Source organism: Nocardioidaceae bacterium (assembly GCA_018672315.1).
Classification (GTDB): Bacteria; Actinomycetota; Actinomycetes; order Propionibacteriales; family Nocardioidaceae; genus TYQ2.
In genome coordinates, this window is sequence record CP076053.1 from 2,541,954 (window position 1) to 2,561,675 (window position 19,722).

Here is a 19,722-nt window from a genome sequence, read left to right on the forward strand (position 1 = left end):
CCGATCAGCCCCGATCAGCCCTGGGCGGGCAGCCGGATCGGCGCCGGGATCGCCCCGACCGGGAGGTCCGCGCCCTCGATGATCGGGCTGAGTCCGCCGTCCGGCACACGGATGTCGACCGGCTGCTCACCCTGCACCCCGCAGGTCAGCAGGTAGAAGTCGGAGAAGTCGTAGCACCGGGGCACGTTCTGGAACTGCTCGCTCGGCGGCAGGTCCAGGCTCACGATGCTGGAGTTCTGCGTCGACCCGTCGGCCGGGTTCAGCTGGGTCACCTCGAGCAGCGGTGCGTTGTTGCGCCCGGGCCGACCGTCGATCGCGGGCTGGATGACGGCGATCTGCTGCTCGTCGCCGGCGATCTCGGTCAGCGAGACCGTCGCGACCTGCTCGCTCCAGGCGGCCTGCCCCGGCTCGTCGTAGCGCTCGACGAAGAACACGGGCCGGTCGCCTTCCTCGCGCAGCTGCATCCAGGCGCCGTCGACCAGTCGGCCGTGGCCGATGACCTGGGCGGCGTCACCGTCCGGTGCCTCGGCGAGGGTGGTGGGCTCGCCGCCGCCGAGCGGCTGGGCGACGACCTGACCGGCGTCGCCGTCCGAGGAGCCGTCGAGGCGTACGAGCACCGCGACCGGCTGCCCGTCGACGTACCCGGCCTCGAGCAGTCTGCTGCCGTCGCTGCCCTCGAGGTCGGCCACCTCGCCGTCCTGCCACACGCGCACCGGGCCGTCCACGGCGAAGCGGCCGCGGGCGGCGTCCTGGAAGACCACGACCGAGCCCACGCCGTACGCGTCCGCGGCGCCGGTGTCGCTGATCGATTCGGTCGAGCCGTCCTCGAGGACGCGTACGACGCCGTCGCCGGAGTGCAGGACGTAGCCCGCCGTGCCGTCGGCGGCCGCCTCCTCGGCGGCCTCACCAGAGCTTCCCGAGGTGCCGGAGCCGTCGGACGCCGAGGTGCCGTCGGAGGAGGCGTCGTCGCCGGAGGTGCAGGCGCCGAGCGACCCGCCGAGGGCCAGTACGGCCAGCGGTGCGACGACGAGGTGACGAAGACGGGTGGAACGGGGGAGGGTGCGTCCGAGCATGCGGCCACCGTACGAGGTCGCAGCCGGGACGGCCCAGGTGGTGGGCCCCACTGTCACGCACGCGTTTGCGCTGCTAAGCAGTGCCTCATGGGCGCGCAATCCGATTGGACCGACGACGACTCGACTCGGCAGTCGTGGCGCCGGCGCGGGGTTGCACCGGGCGTCGTCTCGCTCGGTGAGCGCGCGTCGGCGGACACGTGGTCGGCGCCGACGGGCCAGCTGGCCGCGCAGGCGAGATCGGCGCTCGAGCACTGGTCGGGCACCGAGCTGCAAGACATCGTGGACCTGCTCCGCGAGTCCCTCCACGTCGACGTCGCCTCGGTCAGCGTGCTCGACGACGACGCGTTCAACTACCTGGTGTGCTCGGGTCTCGGCCCGTTCGCCAACCCGCGGGACCAGGCGCTGTGCGACCTCGTGCTCGACGTGGACGGGTTCGTGGAGATCCCCGACCTCTCCCGCGACGACCGCACGAAGAACTACGCCGTCGTCGACGGACGCCGCATGGCGCTTCGCTACTTCGGGTCCTGTCCGCTGCGGGTCGGCGGGGCGCTCGTCGGGCGGGTCTGCCTCTTCGACCACGAGCCGCGCACGATGGACGCCGAGGGCCGCAAGCTGCTCGAGGTGCTCGCTCGTGCCGCCTCGACGGCGGTCGACGCCCGCGTCCGCCGCGACCAGCACCGTGCCGCGGCACCGCCACCGGGCGCCTCCATGATCGTGCTGCGCGCGACGTTGGAGGTGCTCGACACGATCCTGTGGAGCGAGCAGGTCGGGGAGTTCGCGCACGGTCTCGTCGGTCGGGCCCTGGCCATGTCCGAGCAGCTCGCCCACGGGCTGGAGAGCTCGGCAGTGGCGGTCGAGCCGCCCGGACCGGTCGACCTCGACGGCGTGATGCGGGAGGTGCGTACGGACCTCGCCGGGCTGATCGCCCAGACCGGCGGCTCCGTGACGTGGTCGGGCATGGGGGCCGCCGGTGAGATCGGAGGTGCGCGGGCCGAGCTCTACAGCGTGCTGCTCAACCTCGTCGCCCAAGGGCTGGCCCATGACCACGGCGAGGAATCGCCGCAGATCTCGGTCATGGGGGAGGAGGGTCGCGACGGCTTCACGGTGCGCGTCCGTGACTCCGGGTCGGGCAACCCCGGGGTCGACAGTGCGCGGGTCGCTCAGATCTTCGAGGAGTTCAACGACTTCGACGCCGGCGCGACGGGCCTGGCGACCGTGGCTCGCACCGTCGAGGCGCACGGGGGTCTCATCGGCGTGGAGAGCGGGGCCGAGGGAGGCACGGAGGTCTGGTTCACCATCGGCGACGGGTGAGTCGTCGACCCCGTTTCGAACATGTGTTCGAACTGTGTGGCAAGGTTGACCCATGGTGGGGTCATGGCAGGCGGCATGAACAAGCGAGGCAGCACGGGGCTGCCGATGGCGGAGCGCGTACGCCTCGGGCGCGACCCGGCGTCGACGCCGGCGTCACCACCCCCGACGCCGGCCTGCCCTGCCCGCCACTGCTGGGTGCTCGACGCCGCCGACCACACGGGTGAGAAGCGCGCCGGGCTGCTGCTCGAGTGGCGCCGCGGGGCGGACGGCTGGGAGGGGCAGGTCGTCTACCTCGTCCGCCGCGAGGGCCGCGGCTGGCTGGCGACCGTCGAGTGGTTCCCGGACTCCGCGCTGCAGGTCGCCGTCATCGACCCCTGATCTCGCTCGGGTGGTCGAGGCGCGAGCCGATAGGCGAGCCGCTGCGGTGGTCGAGGTGGGAGCCGATAGGCGAGCCGCTCCGGTGGTCGAGGTGCGACCCGATAGGCGAGCCGCGAGACCTACCGACCCCTGATCGCGCAGACCTGCTTGGTCTGCATCAGTCCCAGCGTCCAGCAGGTCGGGCATCCGCGCCACAGCACGAGGGCGGGGAGGGCGACGATCCAGATGCCGGCCCCGTACGCAGGCGTCAGGGCCAGCGCGAGCACGACCAGCGCGAGCCCCGCGATGCCTCGCGCCCAGTGCACCCGCACCGACCGGCTCGCGAACATCGTGTCGCTGGTGCTCGTCTCGCCACTCATGCCTTCAACCTCTCACCGCGGCCCAGCTGGCAGATCTCCACGTGCAGAATCGCCCTGTTATCGTGGTAGTGATATCAAAGGAGTCGCCGTGGAGCAGATCCTTATCCGCAACCTCCCTGTCGGGACGAAGGCGGCGCTGCGCAAGCGCGCCGCACGAAATCACCGATCGCTGGAGGCCGAAGCACGCCATGCCCTCGCTGAGGCGCTGAGCGACGAACCTGCCACGATCGTCGACCTGCTGGGCACCGATGAGGGCGCGGACATCGACTTCGAGCCGGAGCGGCTGGGGCTGACGGCTCGATCAGCGCACCTGTGAGGTATCTGCTCGACACCAACGTGGTCTCCGCGCTCAGAGTGCGCGGTCGTCATCCGGCGGTGGAGGGTTGGGCGGTGTCGGTGCCGCTCGAGGCTCAGTTCGTCTCGGCTTTCACCGTCGCCGAGATCGAGCGTGGCGTGGTCGCCAAGGAACGCGTCGACGCCAGCCAGGGGCTGGTGCTACGACGGTGGTTGGAAGCCAACGTCCTGCCTGCGTTCGCGGGGCGTGTGCTGCCGTTCGATCTGGCGGCCGCACGGATCCTGGCCGGCTACCGGGGCTCTGAGCACGCACCGTTCGACGACGCCCTCATCGCCGCGGTGGCCCAGGCCGCCGGCATGGCGGTGGTGACACGGAACGTGCGGTACGTCGAGCCGCTCGGGGTGCCCGTCCTCGACCCGTGGACGGATCACCCCGACGGTTGAGGAGGCCGAGCCGCTGGGCGAGGTCGTCTCGACATCATCCGCGCCCTGCGGGAGCATCAGTCCAGTTGCTTGACGATCGCCGCCATGTCCTCCCGGCCGAGCCCGGCGTCGACGGCATCGGCGTGCAGCTGCGCGATGGCCTCGAGCACGGGCAGGTCCTGACCGGCGTCCTTCGCGGCCTGGTGCAGCAGCCGGGCGTCCTTGCCGGCGTGCTCGAGGGGGAACTGCGGGTCGAAGCTGCCGCCGACCATCAGCTTCCCCTTGCCCTGCACGACGGGAGAGTTCAGCGGGCCGCCGTCGAGCACCTCGAGCAACTGCTCCGGGTCGAGTCCGAGGGCGGTGGCGCCGCGTACGCCCTCGGCGACGGCGGCGACCTGGTGCACGAGCACGCCGTTGACCAACAGCTTCATGCGGGACCCGGCGCCGGCGTCCTCGCCGAGCCAGTGGGTCTGCTTGCCGACGGCGTCGAAGACGGCGTCGGCGGTCTCGCGTACGTCGGTCGGGCCCGAGGCGAGCACGGTCAGCTCACCCTGCTCGGCGGGTGCCTTGGTGCCGGCGACGGGCGCGTCGACGAAGGGGATGTCGGCGTCCGCGGCGGCCTCGGCGAGTCGCGAGACCTCCTCGCCGACGGTCGACATCTGCAGCCACACCGCGCCCTTCGCGGCGCCGAGCACGTCGGGGTTCATCACCTCGAGGACGGTGTCGGCGTCGACGAGCATGGTGACGACGGCGTCGCGTCCGGCGACGGCGCCCGAGGCGCTGTCGGCGACGGTGGTGCCCTTGATGCCCTCGGCCTTGTCACGGGTCCGGTTCCACACCACGGTGTCGTGGCCTGCGGCGGCGATGTTGGCGGCCATCGCGCGGCCCATGATCCCGGTTCCCAGCACTGCGACGCGCATCTGCGCTCCTAACGATCGAGGTTGTCTGCGACAACCCCTACCCGGGAGGTCGGGGTGTTAGCGCGCGTCCTTCGGCACCATCGCGAGCTGCCGTGCCTGGGCGACGAGCGTGCCGGCGGAGTCCCAGACCTCGGCGTCCTCCTCGAAGAGTCCGCCGGTCATGAAGCGGGTGGCGTGGCGTACGTGGAGGTGGCCCGGCGCGGGCTTGGCGCGCACGTGCACGGTGAGCTCGACGGTCGGCGCCCACCCGGGGATGCCGAGGTCGAAGGTGGTGGGCACGAGGGCGTCGGCGGCGAGCAGCAGCGAGACCGCGTCCCAGTCGCGGCCGTCGGCGAGCGCGATCTGGGCCTGCAGCATGCCCTGTCCCGACGGCTTGCCGACGGCCCAGCCGATGCACGCGGGGTCGAAGCGCAGGTCGAGCCGGTGGGTCAGCGGCGGCTGCTCCGGTCCGCCGTCGGGAGCGGACTCGCGACCGAAGCAGTCCTCCGGCGACGGGATCGCCGGCTGCTCGCCGGCCAGGTGGGTCTCACCGGTCCACAGGTCGAGGTCGGTGTAGGTGGCGAGCACCCGCACCTTCTCGGTGCCGTCCTGGGACAAGGTCGCCGAGGCGACACTCGTACGCCCCCCGCGCCGGTGCACGTCGATGGTGATGTCGCACGGACCGTCGGTGCCCGGGGCGAGGTAGACGGCCGAGACCGAGAGCGGGTCAGGGTGCCTGTCGCCGAACAGGTCGGACAGGGCGGCGCCGATCACCGAGAGCACCGCTCCGCCGTTCACGGCGGCGCCGATGGACCAGGCGTCGCCGAGGGCACCTACGTACGTCGCGCGCTCACCGCCCTCGCCTGTCGCACCGTCGGTGCGTCGGACGCGGGTCAGGTCGTCGTACTCGCTCACCGCCGCAGTCTCCCGCACTGCGTCCCGAGCGGTTGAGGAGGTCGCCGCTAGGCGGCCGTCTGCTCGGTGGTTGAGGAGTTCGCCGCTAGGCGGCCGTCTCGAAACCACCCGGTGTGATCGCCGGCCCGAGCTCCAGCCACCAGCGAGCATGACCCGCCAGGGGATCACCGGCGCTCTGCGCGACGGTCATCAGACACGGCGACCCCGTCATGCCCGCGGCGAAGAGCGCTGCTCGTCGCAGGGTCTCCGACGTCGTCGCCAGCGCAGCGCTGATCGCCGGCGTGATGGTCTCGCCGTCGGCGCCGCAGCTGCCGAGGGCGTACAGGAGTCGTACGCGGAGGTCCTCAACCGTGTCCTCCCGCAACGACCGCTCCTGCATGAGAGCGACGTGCTCCGTGGTGGCGAGGGCGCTCATCGCGCTGGCGGCCTGGGCGGCGATGACGGGCTCCGGGTGCTCGAGCAGGCCGGCGAACTCGTCCGCGACGGCGGTCCTGTACGGGCTGGCGGCCAGCAGGATCGCAGCGCGTCGCCGACGGGCCTGGTGGCCGTGGAACAGCGCCTCGCGGACGAGGCGGTGGAGCATCTCGTCCGGTTCCACCGCTCGGTTCTGCGCTGTGGCGTCCTGGATGCGGGGCACGCAGTCCTCGAGAACGCTGAGCACGCGGGAGCGGGGCAGCACCTGGCCGTGACGCAGCACCGCCTCGAGTCGTCGCCTCTGGTCGCCGGCTGCCGCGGCGGCGCGCAGGCGGTCCAATGCCTTCGGCGGCATCCGGGCGATGACGTCGGTGATCTCGACGTGCGCGTCGGGCGCCCCGCCGAGACGCGCGTGCATGAGTCTCTCGAGGTCACCGGTGATCTCGGGCTCGAGGTGACCGCGAGCCAGCGCGGCGGCGGCCGCCCAGCCGGCGCCGTAGCGGATTGGGTCGGACCCCTGCGCCAGCATCTTCAGGATGAGGCGCTGCGCCTTGCGGTGCTTGACCTCTCCGAGCAGCGTCAACGCGGGGGCGACCGACTGGGCGTGGGGATCGGTGAGGAAACGACCGATCGCCCTGAGTCCGGCACGCCGTCCGCGTGGCGTCGCGAGAAGCACGCGCATCGCCTCGTAGCGGGCGGTGAACTCGTGCTGGGTCGCTCGTACGGTCTCGCGCAGCAGCTCGTCGGTCAGGTCGGCCCACAGCTGCGGCGGGAGATAGACCGATTCGTACGTCGCGAGCGTCTCGGCCAGGCGCAGCCACGCACCACCGTCGAGGCCGCCTTCCGCGCGGGCCGAGAAGATTTCGTCGAGGGTGTCGTCGGCCGCCGGCCCGTCGACGACAGGGTTCTCCCGAGTCGCAGGCTCGAGCGACGCTGCGTGACAGATCAGGTGCCCCTGGGGCAGACCGCACAGCTCCTCGTACGCTGCCACCGCCGTCCGCGGCACGGGCAGGCCACCGGACTCCCAGCGCGAGAGGCGCGCCTGGTCGCAGGTCACTCCGACGTCGCGCAAGGCAGAACCGAAAGCTCGCCGCGAGCTGATCGGTGGGGGAGCGGCGTACACGCGGCAGGCCGCGAGAAGCCATCCGAACCGCGTGCGCTCCCCACCGTCGGTGGCCGTGATGGGGGTGGGGTCGTCAGGAAATCTGAACGGTCGACCTCGGCCGCGGTTCGGCGGCGCCGTAGACGCCAGGGGCTGCCGGGGGTCCGAGTTCGACCAGTTCACGAGGGCTCCCGAGCGCCGAGGATTGCTTGCGTACGAGCCGGGCAAGACACGGTTCAAGCCCTGGCGTACTTATTTGTTTCACAGGTCCGTCTTGGCATGCAACTACTGCCGGTATCCGCCGTGCCGCCCCTAGCGTCGAGCGCGGTCCGCAGGCCTTGCCGTCTGCGGACCCTCCTGGGGCGATGTTGAACCTGCCCCGGGGGATCAGCTCCGCGGGGGAAGGCCCCGTGGAGAGGACTCCACGAAAGGGAAATCCTCCATGGCAAGCAGCGGCATCAAGCGGGGACTGGCCTCAACGGCCGTCGCCGCACTCGCAGTCTCCGGCTTCCAGGGCGCTTCGTACGCCCAGCCGGCAGCCGGCAACGACGGCTTCTACACCGCCAACCAGATCGCACTGCTGTCGCAGAGCGAGGGTGTGGCCTCGACCCAGGGCGACGAGACGGTCCGCCTCGAGGCGGGCGCCGGCGCCGGGACCTCGTCGGTGACGTTCCAGTACAACACCGGCAACCCGGACGTCTGGGTCGACATCGCGACCGTCGCCGAGCGCAACGACAACGGCTTCTTCTCCTTTGAGTGGGACCCGTCGCTGCCGAACGGCACCACCGTCGACCTGCGGGTCATCCGCACCGGCACGAACGCCGCTGGTCAGACCCTCGTGGCGAACAACCCGGCCGGCAACGTGCTCCTCACCGGTGACCAGCCGACGGTCGACATCACCGATGGTGAGAACCTCTCGTACTTTCTCAGCGGCGGTGGCAACTTCGTCGTCTCTCTGAGCGGCACCTCCAGCGCCGACGCCGGCTCCGCTGTCGTGGTCACCTCGCCGGTCCCCGGCGTCTCGGTCGCGTCCAACAACGGCAACGTCACCGTCGACGAGGACGGCACCTGGTCCGGTTCGTTCACCGTGTCGGGTTACAACCGCGCCGGCACGCCCGACCAGATCGCGTTCGTCGCGACGCTGGGCGACAACACCGACGACGACGTCGAGGCGTTTGAGCTTCAGCAGGGCACCCTCAGCATCGCAGCAGTGGCGGCTGACAACGACTTCGACAGCCAGAACGTCTCCGCCGGTGGCACCTACGACGTGACGATCACCGTCACCGACGGCACCAACCCGGTCGCTGGCATCCAGGTCGACTCGCAGAACACCGGCTCCACTGGTGTCACCAACGAGGCCGGTCAGGTGACTCTGCAGCAGCGCGACGCCACGACCGACCGCTACTTCACGGACCTCAACGGCAACGACGCTTTCGATAGCGCGACCGAGGTGCGTACCGACGAGGTCACGACCCCAGCGGGCGACGCCCCCGAGACCGACTCGCTCGAGGCGACTTCCGACGATGGTGCCGCCTTCGACTTCGACGAGTACAACGGCAACTTCGTCTCCGGCAACGGCGACAACACCAGCACGGACGAGGGCTCGGAGTCCGAACTCACGGTCCAGATCCTCGATCAGAACGGTCAGCCCACGTCGCCGCAGGGGGACCAGGAGCTGCACTACCGCTGGAACTTCACCCCGGCGGACGGTGGCGAGACAGTTCAGTACCCGGCTGAGGACGCGGACCCGGACTACTACGTCAACGAGGACGACGACAACGGTCAGTACGAGGTCGGTCTCCCGCAGATCGACGGTGACGCCGACGGCACGTACGTGTTGAGCGCGGCCCTGACCGGCGACACCATCAACGGCACGGGCAACAACCCGGAGTCGGGTTTCATCGACTACACCAACGTGTTGACGGTTGAGGCGGGCGAGTCCACCCTCGAGATCAACCCCGGCGGCGGCGAGAACGGTGAGGTCGAGGCCGACGCTGGCGACTCGCAGGCATTCACCGCGACGCTGGCGCTCGAGTCCGGCACGGAGCTGCCGAACCGCGACATCGACGTGACCTACGAGCAGGGCAATGAGTTCGCCCCGGGTGACGGCACGGCCGACTCCGGCCTCGTGCAGGGCAACAACCTGGTCCAGTCGTTGAGCCTGACAACGGACGAGTCCGGGGTGGTGTCTTTTACCGCCCGCGACCCCCAGACGGCCGACGCAGACGACCAGGGCGCCGAGCTCGACAACATGATCACCGCCGCCACGGCCGACACCGACGAGTCGGACATCAACCCCGACGGTGACGGCGACGAGACCAGCAACGCCGACGAGTCGGACGAGGTCGAGCTCGACTTCACGTCCGACAACTCGGTCAGCAACCTCGGCCTGAACGACCCTGACGACGGCGCGGCAGCCGGTGAGATCGTGACCTACACCGCCACGGTGAACACCACCGCCGGCAACCCGGTCGCCGACGGCACCGAGGTCACCTTCACCACCGACCAGGGCTACTTCACCGAGGACACCACGGTTGACGGCGAGGAGGGTGAGTACGACTCCGAGGGTCAGACCATCACGGTCGAGACCGTGAACGGCGTCGCCACTGCCTACCTCACCATCGGGCAGAACGACGGCTTCAACGATGACGGTCTCGTCGACGCCGATGTGACGGCCACCAGCGCCGGGTCCTCGGACTCCGACGACTACCAGTTCGACAGCAGCGACCCGCTCAACGGGTCGGCCGTCGAGCTGGTCCGCTCGGCGGACCAGGACTCGGACAACGAGAACGGCGCCCAGGCGACGTTCGACACGGTCGCGTTTGAGGTCATCGCGCGTGACCAGTTCGGCAACCCGGTCGGCGGCGCCGAGGTCGACATCGACGCCACAGGCAACGTCTCGGTCGACACCGACGACGACACGCCTGCTGCCGGAGAGGTGCCTGCGCAGGAGAACGGCACGGTCATCACGGACTTCGTCGACGACGAGGACGTCGTCATCGACGCCAACGCCGCCGAGGACATCACCTCGACGGTTACGGCGACGTGGAACTACAGCGAGGCCGGCGAGGACGACAACACCGACTTCACCGACACCGCCACGGCCGAGTTCTACGCGATCGACTACGACAACGGCGTCTACACGCTCACCAACAACGCGGGTGACGACAACACGGTCGAGCCGGGCACCCCGGTCGTGGAGACCTTCACGGCCGTCGACCAGTTCGGCGAGAACATCGAGAACGTGTTCGTGCAGTTCTTCCGCACGGGTCCGGACACCCAGCAGGACGGTGGTCAGGTCGCTCAGGGCCAGACCGGTCCCGACGGCGCGATCTCGTACACGTTCATCGGCACCACGGAGGGCCAGGCGACTGTGTCCACCGTCGGTTACGAGGACGACGCCACCGGCGCGCCGATCGATGGTGCGACGCTGACCGACACCGTCACGTTCGGTGAGGACGAGGAGGTGAACCCCGGCTTCGACCCGAACCGTCGCCCCGAGCTGTCGCTCCGCGGTCGCAACAACGGCGGCAAGGCTGACCGTCTGTTCATCAAGGGCTCGAACTACTCCCGCGGTGGCACGATCAACCTGTTCAAGACGGGTCTGAAGAACCGTCCTCGGGTGTTCGTCGGTCAGAAGACCTCGAACCGCTTCGGCAATGTGCGGTTCCGGGTGGCGGACAACAACCGCAAGCGGTTCACCCAGTACCGGGCCTTCATCCGCCCGGACGAGGGCAACTACCGCCGTGCGGCGTCGAACCGTCGTCAGGTCCGTTGATCTGAGGGCTGCGCGGTCAGCTTCGCGCTGACCATCCGTCCCAGAGGTGGGGCGGCCCCCGGTTCCGGCCGGGGGCCGCTTCGCCCACCTGGGTCGGCTCCAGTTCCTTGACGGGGGCTGGACCTGCTCAAACTGGGTCCACGATCGCGGCCCGGGGCACCTCGCGACGCCGCTGCCGTGAGGAGTCCCGGGTCGCTCCCGTGTTCCTGCACTCGCCCCGGGTGCCTCCCATTGACGAGGCATCCGGGGTTCGTGCTGTCTGGACTCAGCGTTGCTCGAAGATTCCCGCGCCGGAGACTTGCCACCATCCCGCTTGCGCTCGGTGCGGGCCAGGCGTGTGCGCCAGTTTGCTCAATACGGAGGAGCCGTTCATGCCGGCCGCGTACATGCCGGCGCTCTGCGTACGTCCTGAGGACGACTGGATGCTCTCTGAGGTGAGTACCTCGTCCACTCCGACGCCGCAGCGCACGACAGCGCGAAGCGCGAGAGCGCGTACGCGGCCGTGGCTCCACGTGTCCACGAGGGCGACCAGCCGTTGGCTCTGCTCGGGCCCCGCCCACCAGCACAACGCGCTGAGGAGTCGCTCGTCCACGTCCTCGCCGTACTCGCCGAGACAGCTTAGGGCGGCCTCGGCCAAGGCGTTGCGGTACGACGACGACATGACCGTGGTCATTGCCAGATAGCGGCGCTCGGCGTGCCCGTGGAACAGCGACTCACGGACGAGTCGGTGCAGCATCTCGTCGGGTTGGATCCCGCCCTCAACGGGTGCCATGGACGACAGCGTGTGCGAGACGAGCGGCTCGACGACCTCGAGTGAACGGGCCGCAGGGACTTCTTCGCCCGTACGCTTCACCGCCATGATGCGCTCTCGCTCGGGCCTATTGCGCTGGTCGAAGAATCGTTGGCCGGGGAGCGCGGAGAGACGCGCGGCCACATCGACGAGGGCGCGGGCCTTCGATGCCTGACCGTCCAGCGCCGCAACACGTCGTTCGATCATCATGCGCGTCTCGGCGCAGAGCGAGGGCGAGCTCAGTGTGTGCGCGAGAGCCCAAGCGGCGCCGTCGCGCCGGTTGTGGTCCTCAGAGGTGAGCATTCGCAGGGCTACGGCGCTCGCGTGTGCGTGCTCGGTGTGGGCGAGGATAGAGACGACCTCTGGTGTCACCGGCGAGGCCCACGAGCTGACGACGTTCTCGAGAGCATCAAGCACGGCAAACGTCGTCGGTCGATGTCCTGCGAGCATCTTCAGCGCAGCTCGTCGCGCGACGAACTCGCTCCCGGTGGATCGCATGAGCTCGTCGGTCAGCCGTCCGGTGAGTCGTTCACGCTCGACGGGGGAGAGATAAAGACCAGGCATGCGGGTGAGCAGGTCAGCAAGCCGGAGCCACTCGAGTCCAGTGATGACGGTCCAGCTGCCACTCAGCTTGTCGAAGCGGGCGTCGAGGTCGGCGCGCGCTTCGTCAGAGTCTTGGGCGCCGTGGGTGTCGGGCATTACCGCGGAGAGCGCGTACGCGGCCGGCACCAGGGGGTCGGTGGCGCGGTCTGCGAGTGACGCGTACGCCTCAAGCACCCGCACGTTCGGCGCCGCCGACCCGGATTCCCACCGACTCAGACGAGCTTGGTCGGACGCGATGCCGATGGAGCGCAGGTGCTCGGAGAGGTCGACGCGGCGCGCGAGATGCGCCGGAAAGGCGTAGAGACGGGTCGTCGCCAGCAACCAGCCGAAGCGGGTCTGCTCGCCCCCGCGAGTCGCTGTCAGCGGCGTCTGGTCGCTGGGGAGGGAGAACGGTCTGCCCCGCGGGGGCTTTGGACGTTGGGACGGATCCGCGTCAGCGCTGCCGACACCCACTCGCCGTACCTCCTGCTAACCGCCGCCCGAGTCGACGGCTGGGATCCCGAAACTGCTGAAGTCTGGCGGTTGCAAACGCAAACATCCAAGCGATTTGTATCTTGACATTCGATTGTGCAACTCGGGCGCAACGCGTGTCTCCCGTACCTACGGTCGCGAATGGTCGACGCCTAGCCTGCGCCGACCCCGGTCCTCTCGGGACCGGACCAACCCCGGTGGGACACACCCGCCGGGAGGACCGAAAGGGAAATCCTTCATGGCAAGCAGCGGCATCAAGCGGGGACTGGCCAGCACGGCCGTCGCCGCTCTCGCAGTTACCGGCGCACCCATGCTCGCGGGCGTGGCCAACGCCGTCCACGAGACCAAGGTGATCAGCCAGTACACCGGCCTCGCCTCCATCAAGAACGATGGTCAGAACACGACGATCCGTCTCGAGGCGGACAGTGCAGCGCAGGCCGGCACTACGACGCGGTTCGAGTACCGCATCGCGGCAGCCGCGGGAGCAACCGAGAACCCGTGGCAGACCATTGCCACCGTGGACCGGAACGACGACGGCTTCTTCTCCTTCGAGTGGGCGACCACCCTGGTCGGCGTGACCGTCGACCTTCGCGCCGTCGGCATCAGCCCCACCGGTGTCGAGGACCCGAACGCGGAGGTCCGCGAGGACGTCCAGATCGTCGGACAGGGCCAGGCCGCTGAGTCGGTCAACCTGAACGAGGCCTCGCAGGCTGGTGTCTTCCAGCAGCCGAACTACGACACCACGGAGAACGGCTTCAACGTCATTGTCTCCGGCACCACGTCGGCCACCGGCGGCGACGTGACCGTGTCGCGATACACCGACACCACGTCCACCGGCGAGCCCACCCGTCCCACCGGCGTGCAGACGGGTGAGCAGGACTTCGCGGTCACGGCCGCTGATGGCGCCACCACCGGAACCTTCAAGGGCGTGTACGACCTCCGTGAGGGCGACGCGCCCTACAACTTCGCCGCCCAGGACCCCGACTTCGTTGCCCTCGGCGCCGAGCGCGACTCCGACGACGTGGAGGGCTACACCCTCTACCAGCAGACCATCACCACCGTGACCGCCACGGCCAACCGCACCAACGTGCCGATCGGTCAGACCGCGAACGTCACGGTCACCGTGACCGACCAGAACGGCAACCCGATCGCTGGCGCCGAGGTGCTCGACAGTGGCGCCAACGGGACCACGACCTCGAAGTTCACCAACGCCGACGGCCAGGTGACCTACACGCAGGGCAACGGCACCGAGTTCTACTACGCGAACGCGACGGACTCGGACCCCTTCGAGGCGACCCGCGGCGACGTGCGCTCGGACAACGTGACCGTCAGCGAGTTCCAGCAGGCCCCGAGCTCGCTGCAGTTCGTGTCCTCCGACGGCTCGGCCTTCGACTTCGACGAGAACCAGGCCGACGACCTGTACGTGCAGGTCAAGGACCAGAACGGCAACAACCTCAACACCGATAGCCAGACGGTCGACTACTACTACGAGTTCACGCCTTTCAGCGCGACCTCGACCACCCGGCGCTTCCCGACCACGGGCACCTTCACGGCCATGGAGACCGACAGCGGTCGTTACAACTTGGCCCTGCCGCCCGGTGCCGAGTCCGGCACCTACCGGGTCTTCGCGGACCTTAACGAGCGGCCCGTCACGGGTGGCCAGGGCATCGCGAACAGTCAGGTCGGCAGCTTCAAGGCCGGTCAGGCGACGCTGTCGTACGACCAGAGCGCACCCGTGCAGTCCACCGCGGGCGGCGAGACCACCGTCTCCGGTGAGCTCTCGCTCGAGGACGGCACCGGGTTGCCGGCACGCGGTGTCCAGCTCGACTACGCCGAGGATGCCTCCACCGGTGGCACCGACGCGCAGAGCGCCGCGTTCAACCAGCCCAACAACGCCGCCGGGCAGCCTCAGGCCGACGCGCGCAGCATCGACCTCACCACCGACGGCAACGGCACCTTCTCCGCCGTCCTCGACGACCCGGCCGCTCCGGCGAACACCGCCGCCGCGGACGAGACCGGAACGGTCACTGCGTCGACCGAGGACCGCATCACCACCACGACGGGCAACGAGCCCGACGGTGACCCGAACGCTGCGGACCGGACCCTCCAGGTGCAGTTCCTCGCCAACGGCACCACCCCCGCCACGGTGGTGATCAGCGGCGGCGATGCCGATGACGAGGTGGCTGGCGAGCTGGAGACCTACACGGTGACCGTGCGCTCCGCCAACGACCCGGCCACTGCGGCGGACGAGTCGCGCCTCCTGTCCAACCAGCAGGTAACCCTGACCACCACCGACGGGTACTTCACCGACGGTGTGCCGCAGGGTGCCGCGGGCGACGACACCGGTGTGTTCGACAACGACGGCCAGACCAAGACCGTGACCACCAACGGTGCCGGTCAGGCGACGTTCTCGATCGCGATCGGTCGCGATGAGGGCTTTGACGACGACGGTCAGGTGGACGCGACGATCACCGCGACGTCCGGCAGCGCGTCTGACACCCAGGCACAGGGCTTCACGTCTGAGAACCCGATTAACGCAGGCGAGATCACCCTCGAGTTCGACGACAGCACCTCGGACTCGAGCAACCTGCCGCAGGCTCAGCAGGGTGACCAGGTGAACTTCCTGGTGAAGACCTTCGACCAGTTCGGCAACCGCGTCGGTGGCGAGCCGTTCTCGATCACGAGCAACAACCCGGACTCAGACGCTTTCGAGCGGACCGGGACGACGGACTACGACGAGCGCTTCGACGCGACCCTCGACTCGACCTCCGGTGAGGACGAGACGGTCACCGTCAGCTGGACCAACGACCGCAGCACGCTGGCGGCCGATGGAGGGGACGCCGGCACGGCGCCGGACACTCAGTACCGCAATGCCGAGGAGACGGTGACCGACGCTCTGACGGTCAACTTCTACGCGATCGACTACGCCAACAGCACCTTCACGCTGGAGAACAACACCGGCGATCAGGCGACTGTCGGTGAGACGGTTACTGAGACGTACACTGCTCTCGACCAGACCGGTGAGCCGATCGACGACCTGTACGTCGAGTTCTTCCGCAACGGTCCGGGCAACTCGGAGGACCGTGGCAACGGTGACTTCGATGGCTTCACTGGTGCCGACGGCCAGATCTCGTACGTGTTCACCGGCCAGGCCGCTGGCGATGCGACCGTGACGGCGATCGGCCGGAGCGGACGCAGCATCGACTTCAACGGTGAGGGTGACCCGGGCACGGTCCAGCCGGCATCCCAGGTCAGCGACACGGTGACCTTCGGTGCCGGTGGCGGTGTCCAGGACCCGACGATCACGCTGAAGGGCCGCAACAACGGCGCCAAGGCGGACCGTCTCCTGGTTCAGGGCCCGCGCTACACGGCCGGCGGCACGGTCCGTCTCTTCAAGACGGGTCTCAAGAACCGGCCGCGTCAGCTCGTCGCGGTGAAGCAGTCCAACCAGTTCGGCAACGTGCGCTTCCGCGTGGCCGACCGCAACCGCAAGAAGTTCACCCAGTACCGCGCCTTCCTGGCGCCGTCCGCTGGTGAGTACAACCGCGCGGTGTCGAACCGTCGTCAGGTCCGCTGACCTGACGGCTGCGCGGTCAGCGTGAGCTGACCATCCGTCCCAGAGGTGGGGCGGCCCCCGGTTCCGGCCGGGGGCCGCTTCGCCCACCTGGGTCGGCTCCAGTTCCTTGACGGGGGCTGGACCTGCTCAAACTGGGTCCACGATCGCGGCCCGGGGCACCTCGCGACGCCGCTGCCGTGAGGAGTCCCGGGTCGCTTCCCGTGTCCCACCCACAAGGCCCGGACGCCTCGTCGCTCTCCCGAGCGACAGGCGTCCGGGCCTTCTGGCGTACGCACCAAGGAGGTTCAATGCCGACGGAACCTCGCGCCCCGCGTACGACGTCTTCCCGATAACGCCCACGAAGGGCAGCAAGTCGAGAGGACCCCCATGCCCCGTCGTACGCCCCGCTTGGTCGCTGCGCTGTCCGCCGCCGCCCTCGTGACCTCACCGCTGTCCTTGACGGCCACCGCCGAGACGTCGGACGACTTCGACCTCTTGCTGTCGTCGCGCGACGCAGCCGCGTTCGACTTCGCGGAGTACGACGGGCCCGGTTCGTACGACACCTCCGTCGCGGTCGTGAGCCGCAGCGGACGGGGGTTCTCCGATGAGCGCGCGCCTGACGGGGCCGAGGTCCGCTACTACTGGACCATCAACCCGTTCGACCCCTCGGCCGAAGAGATACGGGTGCCAGACACCGAGGGCTCCTTCGAGGTCAACGACGACCCCCGATACACCGGCGACGGCGACGCACTCGGCGGTGACATCTTCGACGTGCCGTTCCCGGCACAGCAGGCCGTACCTGGTGTCCACACCCTCCACGCCACCCTCGTCACGCCCGCTAATGAAGCCGAGACGGCGGCGCAACCGCCGTACGCCGCCATCGACAGCGTCACTGCCGGCAACGCCGCGCTGACGCTCGACCAGGACGAGCTGGTCGCCGACCTCGAGGAGGTCGTCCGCATCAGCGGCACGCTCGCCCTCGAGGACGGCACCACCCTGCCGCGTCGATTCATCAGCCTCGACTACACGCCCGCGACCGACCGTGGCGCCAGGTCCGCGACCTTCCTGCCGTACTCGTACGCGACCCGCCCCCTGCGAGCGCGCACGAGCACCGGTCGCGTGACCGATCGCGACGGCATCTTCGAGGCCTACCTCGCCGGGAACGAAAGGACGCCGTGCGAGTCCACCGCGGTGGCTGAGTCGGGCACCCTGTCCGTCGCTGCCGAGCAGATCCCGGTCGACAGCCCATTCCTCCGGGGCGACCTGCCATGGTCCACGGTGCAGGGGGACTTGTACGCCCCGGGCGACCCCGTTCCCACACAGTTTGGCCAGGCCTCGGACGACCCGCCCGCCCCCGTGCACCCCTTGTTGTCGCTACGCGGGCGAAGCAACGGCGCCCAGGACGACTTCATGCTCGCCAAGGGCGGTCGCCTCATCGCGGGTGAGGTCGTCCGTCTCTACCGCACGGGACTCGGCCGGGGCCGCCAGCTTGTCGGCCGGGACCGCGCCGGTTACCGCGGCAACGTCGGATTCACGGTGCCGGACCGCAACGGCCGACGACCCGCCACGTACCGCGCCGTGATGCACGCCGGCGCGGCGTGCACTGTCCCCTCGAACCGTCAGCGCATCCGATGAGGGCGCGCATCGCAACAGCCATCGCCACGGTCGGACTCGTCACCAGCGCATCGGGAGCGTACGCCCTCTCGCCGTTGCCAACGCCCTACCTGCAGCTGCGGGCAGAGCACAACGGCGCGCGCGCTGACGTCCTCGTTGTGAAAGCACCCCGCTACACCGCGGGCGGCACCATCGACCTGTTCCGCACGGCTTCGCCCGGCAAACTGCGCTGGCTGATGGACACCAAGACGTCCAACAAGCACGGCGACGTGCGCTTCCGCGTCAAGGACCGGAACGGCGCCGAGGCCACCGAGTACCGCGTCGTCCTCCGCGCCGCCGAGGGGGACTACCCACGCTCGGTCTCGAACAAGAGGCGGGTCCGATGACTCTCGCGCTCGAGGTGTGATGAGGGTGGTCCGCGTACGCACCAGGCAACGCTGCGCCGCCGTCGTCGGGGGTCTCGCGCTGGTGTTCGTGCCCGTGGCGGCGTACGCGCTCGAGACCGAGACCGAAAGCGATACGGCGCCCCGCCTCCTCGATGCGCACTCCGAGGACGGTCTCGCCTTCGACGTCGACGAGTACACCGGCGACAGCGCGCGCAGCGAGATCACCGTGACCGTCACCGACCTCGCCGGGCAACCCGTCCCCGTCGGCGCGGAGGAGGAGCTGCGGACGTACTGGACCGTCGACCCCTTCGACGACATCGCCCAGAGCCCTCGCCCGCCGGCTCGCTCCGGCCCCGTGGTCACACACCAGACGGTGCGCGACGTCTCCACGATCGACGTGATCCCACCGATCGGAGCACGCGTCAGCGGCGTCTACCGGCTCCACGCCGGCCTCGTCCCGAAGGGCGTACGGGAGGTCGGCCCCGACGCGTACGACGAGGTCCTCGAGCTCACCATCGGCGAGGCCTCGCTGACGCTCGACCAGTCGCCCCTGGTCATCAGCGACCACAAGGCCGGTCATCCGCCGCCCGCCGCGCGCACCACCGCGAGCCCCGGCAGCGTCCGCGCCCGCCTCGCGCTCGAGGACGGCACCCCGCTGCCCGGCCGCGACATCGCCCTCAGCTACCGCGCCGACATCCCTGCCCCCTCGGGGCCGACCGAGGACGCCGGCCGAGCCCCCGATGCGGCCCTCAGCCTGCTCGTCGACCAGTACGACGACCCGACCCCCGGCACCGGCTCCCGCCTGGTCACCCGCACCACGGGCCCACACGGTCGCATCGCCGCGGACCTCGTCCTCCCAAGCGACACCACGGACCGGCTCGAGACCGGCATCGTCACCCTCGTCGTGGCCAACGACGACCGCGACGGGGCAGCCCCCGACGGCAACCTCCGTGCACGGTCGCAGCACGTGCACGTCGAGATGTCGTACGGCCGCGACTGCTGCTACCGCCCACGGCTGGTGGCCCACGACGACCGGGGCAGCGACCACCTCAGCGTCGTGGCCCTTCCACCGCGGGTCGACGGCGGTCGCGTCGAGTTCTCGCGCCGCGCGCAGGGCGAGCGGGGTGCCTTCCAGCTGGTCGAGCGACGCGCCGTCCGGGAGTCGACGGCCGACATGGGAAAGGCGACGGCCGAGCACAGCCGCACCGTCCGGTTCCGCGTGAGCGACCGCGACGAGGAGGCGCGTACGGGCTACCGCGTCGTGCTCTTCACCGCGGACGGCGCCATCGACCGCGTCTGGCGTGCACGCATCCGCTGAGCCGGAGCCGCCGCGATACCGAGGCCACCGAGTCGTAC

General features: G+C 69.7%; 15 protein-coding genes. 9 read left to right on the forward strand and 6 right to left on the reverse strand.

Annotated features, from left to right (window positions below):
• Positions 1–14 precede the first annotated feature (14 nt).
• On the reverse strand, positions 15–1,073 hold the full coding sequence (locus tag KLP28_12315; protein QWC84354.1) for a hypothetical protein: 1,059 nt from the start codon (positions 1,071–1,073) through the stop codon (positions 15–17).
• An 87-nt stretch (positions 1,074–1,160) separates the two neighbouring features.
• Between KLP28_12315 and KLP28_12320 the strand changes: the two genes are divergently transcribed.
• Both KLP28_12320 and KLP28_12325 read left to right on the forward strand, forming a co-directional pair.
• Positions 1,161–2,384, forward strand: a complete 1,224-nt coding sequence (locus KLP28_12320) for a GAF domain-containing sensor histidine kinase (protein QWC84355.1) — start codon at positions 1,161–1,163, stop codon at positions 2,382–2,384.
• 63 nt (positions 2,385–2,447) lie between these two features.
• Positions 2,448–2,762, forward strand: coding sequence for a hypothetical protein (locus KLP28_12325; protein ID QWC84356.1), 315 nt, complete (start codon positions 2,448–2,450; stop codon positions 2,760–2,762).
• A gap of 119 nt (positions 2,763–2,881) precedes the next feature.
• On the opposite strand, the gene KLP28_12330 is transcribed toward KLP28_12325, so the two are convergent.
• Positions 2,882–3,121 (reverse strand): hypothetical protein, encoded by a 240-nt coding sequence (locus KLP28_12330; protein QWC84357.1) that lies wholly within the window; start codon positions 3,119–3,121, stop codon positions 2,882–2,884.
• 88 nt (positions 3,122–3,209) lie between these two features.
• On the opposite strand from KLP28_12330, the gene KLP28_12335 reads away from it, so the two are divergent.
• Complete coding sequence (locus KLP28_12335) at positions 3,210–3,437, forward strand: plasmid stabilization protein (GenBank protein ID QWC84358.1); 228 nt, start codon at positions 3,210–3,212, stop codon at positions 3,435–3,437.
• Positions 3,438–3,457: 20 nt separating this feature from the next.
• Positions 3,458–3,859, forward strand: a complete 402-nt coding sequence (locus KLP28_12340; protein ID QWC84359.1) for a PIN domain-containing protein — start codon at positions 3,458–3,460, stop codon at positions 3,857–3,859.
• A 56-nt stretch (positions 3,860–3,915) separates the two neighbouring features.
• On the opposite strand, the gene KLP28_12345 is transcribed toward KLP28_12340, so the two are convergent.
• The 3 genes from KLP28_12345 to KLP28_12355 all read right to left on the reverse strand — a co-directional run bounded on the left by KLP28_12345 (position 3,916) and on the right by KLP28_12355 (position 7,138).
• Positions 3,916–4,758, reverse strand: a complete 843-nt coding sequence (locus KLP28_12345) for an NAD(P)-dependent oxidoreductase (GenBank protein ID QWC84360.1) — start codon at positions 4,756–4,758, stop codon at positions 3,916–3,918.
• Positions 4,759–4,815: 57 nt separating this feature from the next.
• Complete coding sequence (locus tag KLP28_12350; GenBank protein ID QWC84361.1) at positions 4,816–5,652, reverse strand: thioesterase family protein; 837 nt, start codon at positions 5,650–5,652, stop codon at positions 4,816–4,818.
• Positions 5,653–5,737: 85 nt separating this feature from the next.
• Positions 5,738–7,138, reverse strand: coding sequence for a hypothetical protein (locus KLP28_12355; protein QWC84362.1), 1,401 nt, complete (start codon positions 7,136–7,138; stop codon positions 5,738–5,740).
• A 472-nt stretch (positions 7,139–7,610) separates the two neighbouring features.
• On the opposite strand from KLP28_12355, the gene KLP28_12360 reads away from it, so the two are divergent.
• Complete coding sequence (locus KLP28_12360) at positions 7,611–10,946, forward strand: MSCRAMM family adhesin SdrC (protein ID QWC84363.1); 3,336 nt, start codon at positions 7,611–7,613, stop codon at positions 10,944–10,946.
• 265 nt (positions 10,947–11,211) lie between these two features.
• Here KLP28_12360 and KLP28_12365 read toward each other — a convergent pair whose 3' ends face one another.
• A complete protein-coding gene (locus KLP28_12365; protein QWC84364.1) occupies positions 11,212–12,660 on the reverse strand; it encodes a hypothetical protein in 1,449 nt (482 codons plus the stop codon).
• A 388-nt stretch (positions 12,661–13,048) separates the two neighbouring features.
• Here KLP28_12365 and KLP28_12370 point away from each other — a divergent pair, with 388 nt between their 5' ends.
• From KLP28_12370 to KLP28_12385, 4 genes are all read left to right on the forward strand, one after another.
• Entirely contained in the window at positions 13,049–16,387 is a 3,339-nt protein-coding gene (locus KLP28_12370; protein ID QWC84365.1) for a hypothetical protein, read from the forward strand.
• Positions 16,388–16,753: 366 nt separating this feature from the next.
• Entirely contained in the window at positions 16,754–18,001 is a 1,248-nt protein-coding gene (locus tag KLP28_12375; protein QWC84366.1) for a hypothetical protein, read from the forward strand.
• Entirely contained in the window at positions 17,998–18,366 is a 369-nt protein-coding gene (locus tag KLP28_12380; GenBank protein QWC84367.1) for a hypothetical protein, read from the forward strand. The genes KLP28_12375 and KLP28_12380 overlap by 4 nt, the downstream gene beginning before the upstream one ends.
• A gap of 19 nt (positions 18,367–18,385) precedes the next feature.
• Positions 18,386–19,684 carry a hypothetical protein gene (locus KLP28_12385; protein ID QWC84368.1) on the forward strand — a complete coding sequence of 433 codons (1,299 nt, stop codon included), beginning with the start codon at positions 18,386–18,388 and terminating at the stop codon, positions 19,682–19,684.
• Positions 19,685–19,722: the final 38 nt, after the last annotated feature.

What these genes read in the sequence shown, in the direction of transcription:
- KLP28_12385 (QWC84368.1), top strand. Translation starts at nt 18,386, where the DNA reads ATGAGGGTGGTCCGCGTACGCACCAGGCAACGCTGCGCCGCCGTCGTC.
- KLP28_12375 (QWC84366.1), top strand. Translation starts at nt 16,754, where the DNA reads ATGCCCCGTCGTACGCCCCGCTTGGTCGCTGCGCTGTCCGCCGCCGCC.
- KLP28_12380 (QWC84367.1), top strand. Translation starts at nt 17,998, where the DNA reads ATGAGGGCGCGCATCGCAACAGCCATCGCCACGGTCGGACTCGTCACC.
- KLP28_12360 (QWC84363.1), top strand. Translation starts at nt 7,611, where the DNA reads ATGGCAAGCAGCGGCATCAAGCGGGGACTGGCCTCAACGGCCGTCGCC.
- KLP28_12345 (QWC84360.1), bottom strand. Translation starts at nt 4,758, where the DNA reads ATGCGCGTCGCAGTGCTGGGAACCGGGATCATGGGCCGCGCGATGGCC.
- KLP28_12315 (QWC84354.1), bottom strand. Translation starts at nt 1,073, where the DNA reads ATGCTCGGACGCACCCTCCCCCGTTCCACCCGTCTTCGTCACCTCGTC.
- KLP28_12320 (QWC84355.1), top strand. Translation starts at nt 1,161, where the DNA reads ATGGGCGCGCAATCCGATTGGACCGACGACGACTCGACTCGGCAGTCG.
- KLP28_12370 (QWC84365.1), top strand. Translation starts at nt 13,049, where the DNA reads ATGGCAAGCAGCGGCATCAAGCGGGGACTGGCCAGCACGGCCGTCGCC.
- KLP28_12325 (QWC84356.1), top strand. Translation starts at nt 2,448, where the DNA reads ATGGCAGGCGGCATGAACAAGCGAGGCAGCACGGGGCTGCCGATGGCG.
- KLP28_12330 (QWC84357.1), bottom strand. Translation starts at nt 3,121, where the DNA reads ATGAGTGGCGAGACGAGCACCAGCGACACGATGTTCGCGAGCCGGTCG.